13 protein-coding genes are annotated in these 16,444 nt (G+C 62.1%); 8 read left to right on the top strand and 5 right to left on the bottom strand.

Translation table 11 applies throughout. The annotated features are described in order from the left end of the window. Positions 1-12 precede the first annotated feature (12 nt). Positions 13-2,253, bottom strand: coding sequence for a phosphoribosylformylglycinamidine synthase subunit PurL (purL, locus tag DQG19_RS00650; RefSeq protein WP_116124305.1), 2,241 nt, complete (start codon positions 2,251-2,253; stop codon positions 13-15). 497 nt (positions 2,254-2,750) lie between these two features. On the opposite strand from purL, the gene groES reads away from it, so the two are divergent. The 3 genes from groES (at position 2,751) to DQG19_RS00635 (ending at position 5,312) form a co-directional block, all read left to right on the top strand. Continuing rightward, the gene (groES, locus tag DQG19_RS00645) at positions 2,751-3,014 is read left to right on the top strand and encodes a co-chaperone GroES (protein ID WP_116124304.1); all 264 of its coding nucleotides are present in this window, start codon (positions 2,751-2,753) and stop codon (positions 3,012-3,014) included. Between the two features lie 53 nt (positions 3,015-3,067). Beyond that, positions 3,068-4,714, top strand: a complete 1,647-nt coding sequence (gene groL, locus DQG19_RS00640) for a chaperonin GroEL (protein ID WP_116124303.1) — start codon at positions 3,068-3,070, stop codon at positions 4,712-4,714. A 97-nt stretch (positions 4,715-4,811) separates the two neighbouring features. After that, positions 4,812-5,312, top strand: coding sequence for a GbsR/MarR family transcriptional regulator (locus tag DQG19_RS00635; protein WP_116124302.1), 501 nt, complete (start codon positions 4,812-4,814; stop codon positions 5,310-5,312). Here the strand turns inward: DQG19_RS00635 and DQG19_RS00630 are convergent, their stop codons facing one another. Then, positions 5,313-6,083 (bottom strand): hypothetical protein, encoded by a 771-nt coding sequence (locus DQG19_RS00630; protein WP_157974250.1) that lies wholly within the window; start codon positions 6,081-6,083, stop codon positions 5,313-5,315. Between the two features lie 97 nt (positions 6,084-6,180). Here DQG19_RS00630 and DQG19_RS00625 point away from each other — a divergent pair, with 97 nt between their 5' ends. From DQG19_RS00625 to DQG19_RS00615, 3 genes are read left to right on the top strand one after another with little or no spacing between them, the layout of a single operon-like run. Then, positions 6,181-6,771: a UbiX family flavin prenyltransferase gene (locus tag DQG19_RS00625; protein WP_116124300.1), complete on the top strand. Its 591-nt coding sequence runs from the start codon at positions 6,181-6,183 to the stop codon at positions 6,769-6,771. 24 nt (positions 6,772-6,795) lie between these two features. Next, on the top strand, positions 6,796-7,947 hold the full coding sequence (locus DQG19_RS00620) for a class I SAM-dependent RNA methyltransferase (RefSeq protein ID WP_116124299.1): 1,152 nt from the start codon (positions 6,796-6,798) through the stop codon (positions 7,945-7,947). Between the two features lie 42 nt (positions 7,948-7,989). Next, positions 7,990-9,423: an amidohydrolase gene (locus DQG19_RS00615; protein ID WP_116124298.1), complete on the top strand. Its 1,434-nt coding sequence runs from the start codon at positions 7,990-7,992 to the stop codon at positions 9,421-9,423. A 6-nt stretch (positions 9,424-9,429) separates the two neighbouring features. On the opposite strand, the gene mnmA is transcribed toward DQG19_RS00615, so the two are convergent. Then, the gene (gene mnmA, locus DQG19_RS00610; protein WP_116124297.1) at positions 9,430-10,533 is read right to left on the bottom strand and encodes a tRNA 2-thiouridine(34) synthase MnmA; all 1,104 of its coding nucleotides are present in this window, start codon (positions 10,531-10,533) and stop codon (positions 9,430-9,432) included. Between the two features lie 94 nt (positions 10,534-10,627). Here mnmA and DQG19_RS00605 point away from each other — a divergent pair, with 94 nt between their 5' ends. Both DQG19_RS00605 and DQG19_RS00600 read left to right on the top strand, forming a co-directional pair. Then, positions 10,628-12,826, top strand: coding sequence for a peptidase domain-containing ABC transporter (locus tag DQG19_RS00605; RefSeq protein WP_116124296.1), 2,199 nt, complete (start codon positions 10,628-10,630; stop codon positions 12,824-12,826). A 3-nt stretch (positions 12,827-12,829) separates the two neighbouring features. After that, the gene (locus DQG19_RS00600; RefSeq protein WP_116124295.1) at positions 12,830-14,089 is read left to right on the top strand and encodes an HlyD family efflux transporter periplasmic adaptor subunit; all 1,260 of its coding nucleotides are present in this window, start codon (positions 12,830-12,832) and stop codon (positions 14,087-14,089) included. On the opposite strand, the gene radA is transcribed toward DQG19_RS00600, so the two are convergent. Further along, a complete protein-coding gene (gene radA / locus DQG19_RS00595; protein ID WP_116124294.1) occupies positions 14,086-15,495 on the bottom strand; it encodes a DNA repair protein RadA in 1,410 nt (469 codons plus the stop codon). The genes DQG19_RS00600 and radA overlap by 4 nt on opposite strands. A gap of 41 nt (positions 15,496-15,536) precedes the next feature. Then, positions 15,537-16,439: a DMT family transporter gene (locus DQG19_RS00590; protein WP_116124293.1), complete on the bottom strand. Its 903-nt coding sequence runs from the start codon at positions 16,437-16,439 to the stop codon at positions 15,537-15,539. Positions 16,440-16,444 lie beyond the last annotated feature (5 nt).

The following is a 16,444-nucleotide window of genomic DNA, read 5'->3' as shown; positions in this document are numbered from 1 at the left end:
GCTTTGGTTGAATTAGCCTTCCAGGATCGCGGCCAGCGTGTCGTTGTGGCGAATCTCCCATTCCATGATTTGTCCCCAGTCCTCTCCGTCGACGGTAAGGTCGTCGCCGCTGACGCGGCCGATGACGCGGTAGCCGACGCCATGTTCGCGCAGGACATCCTCCAGGTCGCCGGTCTGGCTCTCGTCGGCCGTGACCACTACGCGGCCCTGTCCCTCCCCGAAGAGGAAGGCGTCGCGGCGGATGGTGTCGGCCGTCTCGATGGTGAACCCGTGTCCGCCGGCGATGGCGCTTTCGCAGAGCGTCTGGAACAGGCCGCCGTCGCTTACGTCGTGGGCGCTGTTGACGTGCTGCCCGCGGATGGCCGCCAAAATGGCACGGTGCAACTTCTGCTCCTGCGCCAGGTCGAAGTAGGGCACGCTGCTGTGCTCGATCCCGTGGATAGTGCGGAGGTATTCCGAGGAACCGAAGTCTTCCTTGACGTCACCTACCAAGTAGATCACGTCGTCCTGCTCCTTGAAGGACAGGGACATGGTCCGTTTGATATTGTCCACGATGCCGAGCATGCCGATCGTCGGGGTTGGATAAACGGGTTCGATGCGGCCGCCTTCGTATTGCGACTGATTGTAAAAGCTGACGTTACCGCCGGTGACGGGGGTGTTGAAGGCGCGACAGGCTTCTCCCATGCCCTTGATCGCATTCACGAACTGGTAGAAGGCTTCGGGATTGTAGGGGTTGCCGAAGTTGAGGCAGTTGGTGATGGCTACGGGCTCACCGCCGGAGCAGGCGATGTTGCGCGCGGCTTCGGCCACGGCGATCATCGTACCCACGTAGGGGTCGGCGTAAACGTAGGCCGAGTTGCAGTCGGTGGTTACGGCCAGGGCCTTGTTGGTCCCCTTCACCCGTACCAGGGCGGCGTCGGAGGGGGTATTTTCGGTAATGCTGTTGGTACGCACGGTACCGTCGTACTGATCGGTGATCCAGTGCTTGGAGACGAGGCTGGGAGCTTTGAAGAGTTGCTTGGCCACGTCCAGCAGGTCCTCCGGCTCTTCGACCTGGGTGGCGTCGAAGGCGTCGATCTTGTCGAGGTAGGTGGGGCGGCGCGTCTCCCGTTCGTAGACCGGGGCGCCTCCACCGAGGACGAGGGGTTCGGCGGGAAGGTCGGCGACGAGCTCTCCACCCGCGTAGAACTCCAGGCGACCGGTGTCGGTCACTTCACCGATCTGCTCGCACTCCAGGTCCCACTTGTCGAAGACGGCCAGCAGGTCCGCTTCGCGTCCTTTTTCGCAGACGATGAGCATGCGCTCCTGGCTTTCGCTGAGCAGGATCTCCCAGGGTTTCATGTCAGCCTGTCGCGTAGGGACCTTGTCGAGGTCGATGCGCATGCCGGTGCCTGACTTGGCACTCATCTCGGAGGTCGAGCAGGTGATGCCCGCGGCTCCCATATCCTGCATGCCGACCACGGCACCGGTGGCGATGACTTCAAGGCTGGCCTCCAGGAGAAGTTTTTCCTGGAAGGGGTCACCTACCTGGACAGCCGGGAGGTCTTCGGCACTGTCTTCGGTGAGGTCGGCCGAAGCAAAGGTGGCACCGTGGATACCGTCCTTGCCCGTTGCCGAGCCGACGATGAAAACTGGGTTGCCGGGGCCATCGGCTGAGGCGGAAACGGTTTCGCCCACGCGGACCACGCCTACGGACATCGCGTTGACCAGGATATTCTGGTTATAGCTGGAGTGGAAGTAGACTTCCCCGCCCACTACGGGTACGCCAAAGCAGTTGCCGTAGTCGCCGATCCCCTTCACCACCCCGGCTATGAGGTGCTTGGTATGCGCCAGGTGGGGGTCGCCGAAGCGCAGGCTGTTAAGCGACGCAATCGGGCGGGCGCCCATGGTGAAAATGTCGCGGTGAATCCCCCCTACCCCGGTGGCCGCGCCCTGGTAGGGCTCGATGGCCGAGGGGTGGTTGTGGGATTCGATCTTGAAGGCGCAGGCCAGGCCTTCACCGATGTCTACCAGACCGGCGTTCTCCTCACCGGCCCCGACGAGCAGCCGCTCGCCCTCACGCGGCAGCGTCTTGAGCCACATGATCGAGTTCTTGTAGCTGCAGTGCTCGGACCACATCACCGAGAAGATGCTCAACTCGTTGAAGTTGGGGGTTCGCCCCATCATCTCGACGATACGGTCGAACTCTTCGGCGGTGAGGCCGAGATTTTTGGCGATTTCTACGTCTACGGGGGGCTGGTTCTCTGTGGCCATGTCGGGGGTTATGAGGGCCTAAAAGTAGACAAATATGGCGATCTGTCGCGTCCGTCCTGCGTATGTCGAAGGCTTGTCTAGAAAAGTCGCCGGTCCACTGGTGGACCGGCGGCTAGTGGACCGGCGGCTAGTCGACCGGCGAGTAGCCGTACGTACCAGTTCGCGATTCTTAACCTACAGTTAACATAGGGCAAGATCGACTGAATCAACTCCCGGCTTCCAGAATTTTGCTGCCATATCTCTATTAAAAGACAGCTGCGTCGCTGCCGGTCTACCCGACCACATACTCCGCTGGCCACACGTTACCCAAGCTGTACCGTGTTCCCCGTGCCACCGCCCCCGCGACCCCGCCCCGGACACCTTGACGCACAACAACTGTCAAGGGTCTGACAATTTGACCGTAGCGCTAAGCTGGCACAGTCTGTGTACCCTCGGAGGTGACACCGGAGACTATTCGGGGTCAGAACAAACCCATTGTATAACCAAAACAACAATACATGAAGCCGATCAACGATCGAGTAGTGGTTAAGCCCGCCCCCGCCGAGGAAAAGACCAGCGGTGGAATTATCGTACCCGACACCGCCAAAGAGAAGCCCCAGCGCGGCGAAGTAATCGCCGTAGGCCCCGGTAAGGAAGGTAACGCGATGACCGTCAGTGTTGGCGATATCGTCCTTTACGGCAAGTACGCCGGCCAGGAACTGAAGCACGAAGGGCAGGATCTGCTCATCATGCGGGAAGACGACATCCTGATCATTCTTTAGGAAGCGTCCCCCACCCCGCCTAATTACACCAACAACTAAAATTATATACAACTATGGCTAAGGATATTAGCTTTGATCGCGTAGCACGCGAAAAACTCCGCTCGGGCGTCGATGCCCTGGCAAATGCCGTTAAGGTGACGCTCGGCCCCAAGGGACGTAACGTCGTCATTCAGAAATCTTTCGGTGCCCCCCAGGTCACCAAGGACGGCGTTACCGTCGCCAAGGAAGTCGAACTGGAAGACCCGGTCGCCAACATGGGCGCCCAGATGGTCAAGGAGGTCGCCAGCAAGACCGCCGACATCGCGGGTGACGGTACCACCACCGCCACCGTTCTCGCCCAGGCCATGATTCAGGCCGGTTTGAAGAACGTGACCGCCGGTGCCAATCCGATGGACCTGAAGCGCGGCATCGACCTCGCTACCAAAAAGGTCATCGAGCACCTGAAGGGACAGAGCGAAGTGGTCGGTGACGACTTCGATAAGATCCAGCAGGTTGCCGCCATTTCCGCGAACAACGACAACGAAATCGGTAGCCTCATCGCCGACGCCATGAAGCGCGTGAGCAAAGACGGTGTCATCACCGTCGAGGAAGCCAAGGGTACCGACACCTACGTAGAAGAGGTGATGGGTATGCAGTTCGACCGCGGCTACCTGAGCCCTTACTTCGTGACCGACACGGAAAGCATGACCACCGAGTACGAGAACCCCTACGTGCTGATCCACGACAAGAAGATCAGCAACATGCAGGATATCGTGCCCATCCTCGAGCAGGTCATCCAGAGCGGCCGCCCACTGCTCATCATCGCCGAAGACATTGAGAGCCAGGCCCTCGGCGTCCTCGTCGTGAACCGCCTCCGCGCCCAGCTTAAAGTGGTAGCCGTCAAGGCCCCCGGCTTCGGCGACCGTCGCAAGGCCATGCTGGAAGACATCGCCGTCCTGACCGGCGGTACCGTCATCAGTGAGGAGAAGGGCTACAAGCTCGATCAGACCACCCTCGACCTGCTCGGCAGCGCCGAGAAGATCACCGTTGACAAAGACAACACCACCATCGTGAACGGTGCGGGTGAGGAAAGCCAGATCACCGGCCGCGTCAACCAGATCAAGCAGCAGATCGAGACCACTACCTCCGACTACGACCGCGAGAAACTGCAGGAGCGCCTGGCCAAGCTGGCCGGCGGAGTTGCCGTCCTTTACGTCGGTGCCGCCACCGAGGTTGAAATGAAGGAGAAGAAGGACCGCGTCGACGACGCCCTCCACGCTACCCGTGCCGCCGTTGAGGAAGGCATCGTAGCCGGTGGTGGTGTCGCCCTGGTACGCGCCATCGATGCCCTCGACGGACTCGAAGGCGACAACGAAGACCAGAAGATCGGCATCCAGATTGTCCGCAAGGCATTGGAAGCTCCCCTCCGCACCATCGTCGACAACGCAGGTGTGGAAGGCAGCGTAGTACTGCAGAGCGTACGTACCAACACCGGCAGCTACGGCTACAATGCCCGCACCGGTGAGTACGAGGACCTGAAGGCAGCCGGAGTCATAGACCCCACCAAGGTGACCCGTATCGCCCTGGAGAACGCTTCGTCGATCGCCGGAATGGTGCTCACCACCGAGTGTGTGATTAACGACATGCCCGAGGCCGAAGGCGCCGGCGGTGGCCACTCCCACGGAGGTGGCATGCCCGGCGGCATGGGTGGCATGATGTAATCAGCCCCCGCTGGAAAATTCGAAGACCCCGGTCGGCAACCGCCACCGGGGTTTTCTCATTAGTGACCTGAGCAACCGCATTTACTTTATTACTGCTATGGAAATCGAAGAGGGCAAAGAGAAATTCATCGAGGCCTGGGGGGCCCTGGGCAGCTCCTGGGGCGTCACCCGAACGATGGCCCAGATCCACGCACTCCTGCTCGTGGCCAACGAGCCCCTGAGTACCGACGACATTATGGACCAGCTGCAAATCAGCCGCGGTAACGTCAATACCACCACCCGCATGTTGCTCGACTGGGGGCTGGCGCACAAGAAGCTCATCCCCGGGGAACGCAAAGAATTCTTCATCGGGGAAAAGGACATGTCCAAGGTGGTCAAGAATATAATCATCGCCCGCAAAAAGCGCGAGCTGGAGCCCATGTTGCGCCTGCTCGATGACCTGACCGGCGTTTCTGGCAATACGCCCGAAGCGGAAGAGTTCCGGGAGGTGATCAAGGAACTGAAACTGTACAGCCACAAGGCCGACTCGGCCCTCGCCGCGCTAGTGAAGGTGGACAGCAACTGGTTCTTCTCCACCTTCCTCACCATGATCAAGTGATCACTCGATCACTTCGATGATCATCCATCCTCCCCGGGCATCGTTCGAAAGCAAAGTGAAACTTCGGTCGTAAGGCGGACGCAATACCTCCGAGCGCTGCGTACCCAGGTGCCCCACTACGGTGACACGTCGCGGTACTTGGCGGCGATCCGGAAGCCGTACCGTAACGTTGCCCGCGGTCGGAATAAAGATCAGGCAGTTTCCCGCCGGATCCGAAGCGGCCCGCGCACCCGTCGGGTTGGCAGCTCCGAGGACCACTGAATCGGGCTGCAATACCGGAAAATCGAGGTGTCGCTCTACCGTCCGTACGCCGCGCAAGCCGTTTAGGGCCGCCTGCGTGAAGGAGGTAAAGGCCAGCCGCCCCCGCCCGGCAAGCAGGGAACGGTGGAAACTACGAGGTCCCTCCACCGGCTCGGCCCACCCGGCCTGCGTCGTATCGAGCAGCAACCCGTGCGCAACCGCCCGGGAAACTTCTTCTACTCCAATTGAATCATCTATCTGCTGCGGGTTGACGCGCAGGTAGTTACCGCCGTTCGCCTCCAGCTGGTCGACAATTAGCCGTAGTCTTGCGGGGGCGATGAGCGTATCGTAAAAGTCGAACCCCAGCAGCAGGGCGGGCCCGTCGGGAGTCGCCAAATAAGCCGAATCGCTGGTCCAGTCCGGCTCGGCTGACGCGACCTCCTGGGGCCAGTTGGATGCGGCGGGGTCGCCGGTGCAGTGCAGGCCCGCAAACACAAACAGGGCAAGGAACGGGACAAAGCATCTTCTCACGCCGTGAAGGTACCGCAACCTCACCGCGCGACCGTGACGCCCGTCGTACCTTGCGCACTTTATTACCCTGCCGGTTAGTGCCGGTCAATCCGCAGCTATGTCTCGCAAAAAAATCGTGGTGGCCGTCGGCGGCAGCAGCGGATCCCTTTACGCCAAGGTACTGTTTGACCGGTTGCGTGAAACGCAGGCCAACTGGGAAAATGTTGGAGTAGTAATTACCGAGAACGGTAAGTACAACTGGAAATTCGAGCTCGGGAACGAGGATTGGCGGAATTATGGTTTCGACTATTACGGCCAGCGCGACTTCACTGCGCCCTTTGCCTCCGGCTCGGCACAGTACGGCACGATGATCGTGTGCCCCTGCAGTATGGGACTGATGGCGCGTATCGCTTCGGGCATTTCCACCGACCTCATCACCCGCGCTGCGGATGTCGTACTGAAGGAGCGCCGTCGGCTCATCCTGGTACCGCGGGAAGCGCCCTACAGTCTGATCCACCTGCGTAACATGACCGCCATCACCGAGGCGGGCGGCATCATCTGCCCGGCCGTTCCGAGTTTCTACGGTGGCGCCCAGACGGCCGAGCAGATCGTGGGTACCATCGTCGATCGCGTACTCGACCTGGCGGGCTTCGAGCTGGAGGATACCTACCGCTGGGGAAGCGGAGATGACCTGCCCGCCACCGATTAGCCACCCCAACCAACTGATACGCCCATGTCCCACGATCTATCTCTCGCCCTGCCGACCTTTGCCGGTCTGGAAGAAGTACTGGCCGCCGAGGCTACAGAACTTGGCCTCACCTCTGTGGAGGCCGGCCGGCGCGTCGTGACCGCGCGCGGCGACCGCACCCTCCTGTACCGGGCCAACCTGGAATTGCGTACGGCCGTGCGGGTACTGCTCAGCATCGACCGGTTCACCGTCACCCACGAACAGTCGCTCTACGACCGCCTGCGCGCCATCAACTGGCGACCCTACCTGCCGGTGGAGGGCAGCCTATTTGTAGACGTGGTGGACCCGGGCGGGTGGTTCCGCAATACCCACTTCATTGCGCAACTGACCAAGGACGCCATCGTGGACCAGTTTCGCGACAAGTACCAGGCCCGGCCCTCCGTCGACAAATCCAATCCGGACCTCCGGATCAACCTGCGCATCCACGGTCGCGGGGAGGTAGACCTGAGCCTGGACAGCTCCGGTGACGGCCTCCACCGCCGCGGCTACCGCCGGCGTACGGGCGAAGCACCGATCAACGAAGTGCTGGCGGCGGGCCTGCTGGGCCTGGCCGGGTACCGCGGCGAGCAGCCGCTGGTCGACCCGATGTGCGGATCAGGAACCATTCTTGCGGAGGCTGCATTGCTGGCCACCCACCGGGCCCCGGGCCTCTTGCGCTCGTTCGGTTTCGAGCGGTGGCCGGACTTCGACCGCGCGGAGTGGGCAACCGTCCGCCAGGCCGCCCTGAACCGCATTCGGACGGCCCCCTACCCCATTCTCGGCGGAGACATCGACGGGGTAGCCGTCGCCATCAGCCGCGCGACGCTGGACCGCGCGGGGGTTCTCCCCTCGGTCCGTCTGGAGGAGAGTCCCTTCGCCGCCCTCGATCCACCGACATCGGATGTGCCAGGACTGTTAGTCACCAATCCGCCCTACGAACTCCGGTTGCAGACCGGCCGTATCGAGGAATTCTACGCCGAGATCGGCGACACGCTGAAGCAACGGTGGCCGGGCTACACCGCCTGGCTCGTTTCCGCGAATCCCGCTGCGGTCAAGCGCGTAGGGCTGCGGAGCGCGCGCAAGATCCCGGTTATGAACGGGCCGGTGGAGGCGCGTTTTGTCCGCTACGACCTGTACCGCGGCAGCGCGGAGGATTAGGACATCGCGTAAAACAGTGTAAATTCATACCAAACTACCCGTATGAAGACACTGCTACCCCTGCTCATTCTGCTCCTCTGCCTCCCGGTCCTGCAGGCCCAGGACATCCCCGCCCCCAAGGAAAAAATCATTGCGGCCATCGACGCACGCCGCGCGACGCTGACCGATATGTCCGACCAGATCTGGGCGCTGGCCGAGACCGCCTTCGAGGAAACGGGGTCCGCACAAATTCTTTCCGACTACGCCGAAAGCCAGGGCTTGCGCGTGGAGCGCAACCTGGCCGGTATGCCCACCGCCTTCACCGCCGAATACGGCAGCGGAACGCCCGTCATCGGCATTCTGGGAGAATTCGACGCCCTGCCGGGCATTAGCCAGAAAACAAGCCCTACCAAAGACCCACTTAAAGAAGGTGCGGCCGGACACGGCTGCGGCCACAACCTCTTTGGCGTAGGCAGCCTGGCGGCGGCCGTAGCCATAAAGGAGGCCATGGACCGCGGTGAAGTGAAGGGCACCATCCGCTACTACGGGACTCCCGCCGAGGAGAAGTACTTCGGCAAGCTGTTCCTGGCACGCGAGGGCTTCTTCGACGACCTGGACGTCTGCCTGGACTGGCACCCCGCCGACGAGATCAAGGCGGACGTGCAGAGCTCCCTGGCGCTCGTCGACTTCATCGTGGAGTTCCGCGGGCAGGCCGCTCACGCTTCCGGAGACCCTTGGAACGGCCGCAGCGCCTCGGACGCGATGGAACTCATGTCGGCCGGCATCAATGCCTATCGGGAGCACATTCGCCCTACCGTACGCATCCATACTCACATGCAGCAGGCCGGAGACGTGGTCAACGTGGTACCCGACTACGCCAAATTTTGGGTCCGCGTCCGCGACTCCAAGCGGGAGGGAATGCTTTCTACCTACGAGCGGGTCAAGGAGATAGCGCGTGGCGCGGCCATCATGGCCAACGTAGACTACGAGATCTCGCTGGTCAGTGGGCTCCACGAGGTGCTCGTCAACCGCACGGGCGGCGAGGTGATGCAGCAAAACCTTGAGTTACTCGGTCCCATCACCTATACCGACGACGAAATTGAATTTGCCTACGGTATCCAGGAATCGACCGGTAAGGAAAAGAAAGGCATCGACGGCACCGTGAAACCCCTGGCGGATACCAAGGAACACCCCGGCGGCGGCAGCACGGACGTGGGCGACGTCAGCTGGCTCGTCCCGGAAGTACGCCTGGGCGTCACCACCGCCCCCATCGGCACGCCCTGGCACAGCTGGGCCGTGGTAGCCTGCGGCGGCATGAGCATTGGACACAAGGGCATGGTAATGGCCGCCAAAGCACTGGCGCTCACCGCCTATGACCTGTTCAACTCACCCGATACGGTAGCCACCATGAAGGAAGAGTTCCAGGAGCGAAAGGGGAACGCTACCTACGAGGCAATATTGCCCGCCGGCCCACCCCCGATTCCCGCCCGCAAATAGGGCGACCTAGCGGGAGGCGTGAATGAGGCCGCCCCCTACCACGTCGTCGCCTTCGTAGAATACGGCGCTCTGGCCGGGCGCCACGCCACGCACGTTGGCGTAGAAGTCTACCGCCACCTGATTCGGAGACAGCTGCGAAACCTGGCTGAGGGTGCCCGCGTCCTTGTACCTGACCTTCGTGACCAACTCGGTGCCGTCGGCGGGCAGTTGCGGGTACTTCTGGAGGGTAATGCCGCCCACGAGCATGCCGTTCTTGACCAGCGCGTCTACCGGACCCAGGGTCACGATGTTCGTCGCGGCGTCGATCTTGGTGACGTACATGGGTTGGCCGAAGGCCTGACCGAGTCCCTTCCGTTGGCCGATGGTGTAGAAGGGGTAGCCATCGTGCGTTCCGATCACCTCCCCCGCCGTGTTGACGAACTGTCCGCCGGCTACCTCAGCCTCGAGACCCGGTACGCGCCGTTTCAAAAAGCCGCGGTAATCGTTGTCGGGCACGAAACAGATCTCGAAGCTCTCGGCTTTCTTGCTGAGTTCCTCGTAACCGAAATCGTAGGCCAGCTGCCGGACTTCGGGCTTGGTCATGTGTCCCAGGGGAAAGCGACTGCGGGCCATGCATTCCTGACTCAGGCCCCAGAGGACGTAGCTCTGGTCCTTCTTGTCGTCGGCACTCTTGCGCACGTGCCACCGCCCGGCGTCGGTCTGATTAAGCTGGGCGTAGTGGCCGGTGGCGATGAATTCACAGTCCATGGCGTCGGCCCGCTTGAGCAAGGCGCTCCACTTGATGTGGGTGTTGCAGAGTACACACGGATTGGGCGTGCGGCCGGCCATGTACTCGTCGACGAAGTTGTCGATGACGTGATCGCCGAACTCGTCGCGGATGTCGATGATGAAGTGGGGGAAGCCCATCTGCACGGCCACCGACCGCGCATCGTTGATCGAATCCAGGCTACAGCAGCCCGTTTCTTTTTTTGTCCCCCCGGAATTGGCATAATCCCAGGTTTTCATCGTTATACCTACGACCTCGTAACCCTGTTCGTGCAGGATCATCGCCGTTACCGTGCTGTCGATGCCGCCACTCATGGCGACGAGCACGCGTCCTAATTTGCTCATACGTGTAGATTTTCGCGCGGGTTCAAGGGCCCGGCCAAAACGGAAGGCAAAGGTAACGGTTGGCGGCGGGGCGAAGTTGCTATCTTTACCCAACATGCCCGCATTCACCTATTACCAACAGTTTGAGGAGATGGACTGCGGGGCGGCGTGCCTGCGGATGGTGGCCCGCTCCCACGGGCAGGAATACGGCCTGGAACAACTGCGCGAACGCACCCGCCTGAGCCGCGAGGGCGTTAGTTTGCTGGGTATTTCCGAGGGCGCCGAGAGCATCGGCCTGCAGACGCTCGCCCTGCCGGTCTCCCTGCAGCAACTGGAAGAAGAGATCCCCCTGCCCTGCATCCTCCCCTGGAACGGCAACCACTTCGTAGTGCTGTACGCGGTCCGTGGCGACACCTTTTTCGTGGCCGACCCCGATCCGGCGGTGGAACGCGTAGAACTCGACCGCCTCGCCCTGGTGGAGGGCTGGGCTACCGGCGTCACGGAGGACAACACCCCGCTCGGCAACCTGCTGGTGCTGGAACCCACCCCGGCCTTCCGGCAACGGCAACCCGTCGGCAACGACGAAAGCAGCATCCGCTACGTGCTGCAGTACGTGCTCAACTACGGGCGGCTGCTTACAAACCTGGCCGGCGGACTTGTCCTGGCACTGCTGCTGCAGTTGGCCATGCCTTTTTTGCTGCGGAGCCTGGTCGACTTCGGCATCGTGCTCAACGATCCCGACTTCATCGTCCTGGTCGTGATCGCCCAGGCGGTGGTTATGCTGACGATGATCCTCCTGGGGGGCCTGCGTCAATACATGCTGACCCACATCGGCGGTCGCGTCGACGTGAGCCTGGTCAGCGACTACATCAGCAAGCTCACCCGCCTCCCCCTCGAGTTTTTCGACAGTCGCAGCCGGGGCGACATCTTCCAGCGGCTGAACGACCACCAACGGCTGCAGGACTTCATGACAGGCACCACCCTGCTGCGGGTGTTCAATCTGCTTAATTTTGTCGCTTTTGCCGCCGTACTGGCATTTTGGAACCTGACCATTTTCGCCATCTTCATCGTGGGTACCGCCGCCAACTTCCTCTGGGTAGGCTACCTGCAGCGCAGCCGCCGGTCGCTCGACTACCGCCACTTCGAGCAGGCGGCCGCCAACCAGGAGCAGCTCATCGAAATGATCGAGGGCATCGAGGAGATAAAGCAGAACGACGCGGCCCGCCACAAGCGGTGGGCCTGGGAACGCAAACGGGCCGGCCTCTACCGGACACGGCTGCGGCTTAATCAGCTCGATCAGTACCAGCGGACCGGCGGAAACGTCATCGATACCGTCAAGAACCTGGCCATCACCCTCATCGCCGCGCTTGCCGTCGTGGACGGCTCGCTCTCTATCGGTGCGCTGGTCGCCATCCACTACATCATTGCCCAGCTCAACAGCCCCATCGAGGACCTGAGCGAATTCTTCCGCGGCTACCAGGAAAGCGCCATCAGCCTGGAGCGCATGAACGAGATCTATACCAAGGAAGACGAGCACTCCGGCGACGGCCACCGCCTGAGCGTTATTCCCGGCGACGGGGAGCTGGAGCTGCGCGACGTAACGTTCCGCTACAACAGCCCCGGTGCGCACCCCGTTCTTACCCAGGTCAATGCCACCATCCCGCCCGGCAAGATTACCGCCGTGGTAGGGCCTTCGGGAAGCGGCAAGTCTACCCTGCTCAAGCTACTGATCGGCTTTTATCCTCCTACGGAGGGTGACGTTCTTCTCGACGGCACCCGCCTAACAAGCATCGATCCGTCCTTCTGGCGGAAGAACCTGGGGGTCGTAAGCCAGGACGGCTACATCTTCAGCGATACCGTGGCCCGCAACATCGTCCTGGGAGAAGGGGTGATCGACGAACACCGGCTGTTGCAGGCCGTCAAGATCGCCCAGGCCGAACGCTTTATCGAACGGTTACCCGAGGGTTTTCACACTCGTATCGGGGCCAGCGGCATCAGCCTCAGCAAGGGCGAGCAGCAGCGCATTCTCATCGCCCGGGCGATCTACCACAAGCCGCCCTTCGTGTTCCTCGACGAGCCCACCAGCGGCCTCGACGCCTTCACGGAGGTGACCATCATGGACAACTTGTTCGAGTTTCTCCGGGGGTCGACGGTCGTCATTGTCGCCCACCGCTATGCGACCTTCGAGCAGGCCGATCACATTATCGTCGTCGACGAAGGTAAGGTCGTGGAGCGCGGCAGCCACGCTGACCTGATGGCCGAACGAAACAACTATTACCGCCTGGTCAAGAACCAAACCCTGCTAGGGAGCTAAGCCATGTCCACCACCGAACGCTCACAGGAAGTCAACGAGATAATCGGTACGCCGGCCCCCTGGCTGACGCGGAACGGGACCTGGATGCTCGCCGGCATATTCCTGGGCTTGCTGCTGCTTACCCTCAACTACCAGTACCCCACTACCGTGCGCGGGGAACTTCAGCTGACGACCGTCGACCCGCCCCGCCGGCTGGAAGCCAAACAGGACTTTGACATTCAGCGCGTCATGGTGGCGAGCGGCGACACGGTCGAGGCCGGTCAGACCCTGCTGGTCGCCCGCCGTGGAGAGGCCCGCTTCGAGCACGTGCTTTACCTGGAGGACGAACTGATCGGTCAGTCGGGCGTGGAGCCCGCAACCTTACTTGAACTCAAGATCCCCGCCACCCTGGTGTTGGGTGAAATGCAGGACGCGGTCTACCGCTTTCAGGAGAAGCAGGAACTGTACCGGAACCTCGTGGCCCGCCGCCTCGACGCCTACACCTCCACCGAGCTGCAAGCCATGATCGCCCGCAACGAGCGCGACGTGAAGGCGCTGCGCTCCCGGCAGGAACAACTCAAGGACCAGGTGGTCACCGCCCGGGTGGAACTCGCGCGGGAAGAGGAGCTTTCCAGCAACGGAGTTGCCTACACCGAACGGCTCACCGCGGCGCGCGAGCGCCTGGAACGGGCGGAGGAGGACCTACAGCGCACTACCGGCAACCTGCGCTCCACCAATTTCGCGAGCGAACTCATGCGCAACCAGATCGAAAGTTACCGGTCCGGGCAGCAGGGCAGCAGCAGCCAGGCGGCCATCGAACTGCGAACGGCCTACGATGACCTGCACGGTGCCCTGCTTCGCTGGAAACGCAACTATACTACCGAAAGCCCGGTGGCGGGTCGCGTGATCCTCAGTCCCGAGGTGCGGGAGGGGACCTACGTCGCGGAAGGCAAGCTGTTGGCTACCGTACTGCCGCGTGACGCAGGTACCACCGTGGGACGCATGGACCTAGACGTGCGCGGCAGCGGACGCGTGGAAGCGGGACAGCGCGTGGTCATAGCCTTTCCCAAGTGGCCGGCCCTGGAATACGGCTCCGTTGAGGGCCGGGTCGCGGAGGTCGGCATGGTTCCCGCCGACGGCAAGCTTCCCGTGCGCATCACCTTTCCCGGGGGGTTGGTAACCAGCACCGGCCAGACCATCCCGGCCGATCCCTTCCTGCAGGGGGAAGCTACCGTCATCATCGACCGCCAACGGCTGCTTACCCGACTACTGTCGGGGTTCTAGGCAAACAGCTCCTCGAACAGCTCCCGTACGGTGGATACCGTATGAATACGAATGCTGTACCGGTCCGGATCCAGTCCCTTCGTGTTGTACTTGCTGACGTAGATGCCCCGGAAGCCCAGTCGGTCCGCCTCCTGGATGCGCTGTTCGATTCGGGTCACCGCCCGGATCTCGCCGCTCAGGCCCACCTCCCCGGCGAAGCAGAGTTCCGGAGACACCATGACATCCTGTGCCGAAGAAAGCAGGGCCGCGATGATCGATAGGTCGATGGCCGGATCGTCGACCCGCAGTCCGCCCGCGATATTCAGGAAAACATCCTGATTACCCAGCGACAGGCCCGCCCGCTTCTCCAGTACGGCCAGCAGCATCGACAGCCGACGCAGGTCGAAGCCCGTAGCGCTGCGCTGCGGCGTGCCGTACACCGCAGTGCTGACCAGCGCCTGCACCTCGATCAACATCGGCCGCATCCCCTCCAGGGTGGCGCAGACGGCCGAACCGGAGAGGTTCTCGTCGCGCTCGCTGAGCAGCAACTCGCTGGGGTTGGACACTTCACGTAGTCCGGCGGCCTCCATCTGGTAGATACCGAGCTCGTCGGTGGATCCGAAGCGATTTTTAAGCGTGCGCAAAATGCGGTAGGTGTAGTTGCGGTCGCCCTCAAACTGGAGGACCGCATCCACGATGTGTTCCAGCAGCTTAGGTCCGGCGATGCTACCTTCTTTGGTAATGTGGCCGATGAGAAACACCGGGATACCGCTCTCCTTGGCGAAGCGTTGCAGTTCGGCGGCGCACTCCCGCACCTGACTGACGGTGCCGGCCATGCTTTCCACGTGGGGGCTGCTGAGCGTCTGGATCGAATCGGCGATCACCAGGTCGGGCTTCAGATTGGCGGCGTGCTTCAGCAGCTTGTCGGTGTTGGTCTCCGTGAGCAGGTAGCAGTTTTCCATCGATCCGCCGATGCGGTCGGCCCGCATCTTGATCTGTTCCTCGCTCTCCTCCCCGCTCACGTAGAGCACCCGCTTGTCGGTGCGGAGCGCCAGTTGCAGCAGCAGGGTCGACTTACCGATCCCCGGTTGCCCCCCGAAGAGGACTATGCTGCCCGGTACGATACCGCCACCGAGTACCCGGTTGAGCTCCCGGTCGGGGGCGATGAACCGCTGCACCTCGCCGGCGGTCACCTCGTCAAGGCGTACGGGCTTGGGGCCTTTCCCGATCGGACCGGCCGCCGCGGCGGCGGCCCCGTTGCCCACACTACGCCAGTCGGGCTGGTTATCGAGGCGATCGTTCTTCGTTTTGACGACCTTCTCTTCCACGAGGGTATTCCAGGCTTTGCAGGAAGGACACTGACCCATCCACTTCGGGGTTTCGGCTCCGCAATTCGTACAGAAGAAGGCGACTTTAACTTTGGCCATGGGCGAGATTTGCTACTGCCGCGAAGATAAAACAAAATGTTTTACCACCCCTTGCTGCGGCCGATTACCACGACTCCCCCGATGATCAGGGCGGCGCCCGCCCCCTGCAGCAGGTTGATGTGCTCGCCGAGGAGGTAGTATTCGAGTACGATCGTGGCTACCGGCCCCACGGCACCGACGATGGCCGCGTCGCCGGCCCCCAGCCGCTTCACGCCCTCCGTGACCAGGTAACTCGGAATGACCGTACAGGCTACCGCCATAAGCACCGCGTAGGCATACACCGCCGTGGGCAGTCCGAACAGCGGTTCGCTGCTCACCGTCACGTGGGTGATCACGGCTACGGAAGAGGTGATGAGGGCCAGACTGGTGAACCGTACGTTACCCAGCCGGGGGGCCAGCCGCCCGCTGCCAATGATGTAGCTGCCGTAGAGCAATGCGCTGAGAAATACGAGCCCCGCCCCCTTCAGGAAGTCGCTGCCCGCCGAAAGGTCCGACCCGCTGAAGGCGATCACGATGCCCAGGTAGCACATCGCCGTGGCGGCCCACTGCACCGGTCGGATCCGTGTGCCGAAGATCACGCGCTGGATAATCAGCACTAGCGTCGGATAGGTGAACAGGATCACCCGCTCCATACCGGCCGTGATGTACCGGAGCCCCAGGAAGTCGGTGTAGCTCGCCAGGTAATACCCGACTACCCCGAGGAGGAGGATCGTGACCAGATCGCGCCGTCCGAGGGGCGGGCGTCCAGGCTTCCTCCGCGCGTAGCCGATGAGCAGGAACAGGGGGAGGGAAAAGATCATCCGCAGTCCCAGCAGGCTGATGCTGCTGACGCCGTAGGCGTAGGCCAGCTTGATCACCACCCCTTTGGAACTGAAGAGCACCGCCCCCAGCAGCAGGCACAGGATCCCGATGGTACGGGCGGATAGTGGAGTGGAACGCTTCATGCGGC

Origin of the sequence: Lewinella sp. IMCC34183, from assembly GCF_003390915.1 — a bacterium.
Classification (GTDB): Bacteria; Bacteroidota; Bacteroidia; order Chitinophagales; family Saprospiraceae; genus Neolewinella.
This window is presented reverse-complemented; position numbering and strand designations above follow the sequence as displayed.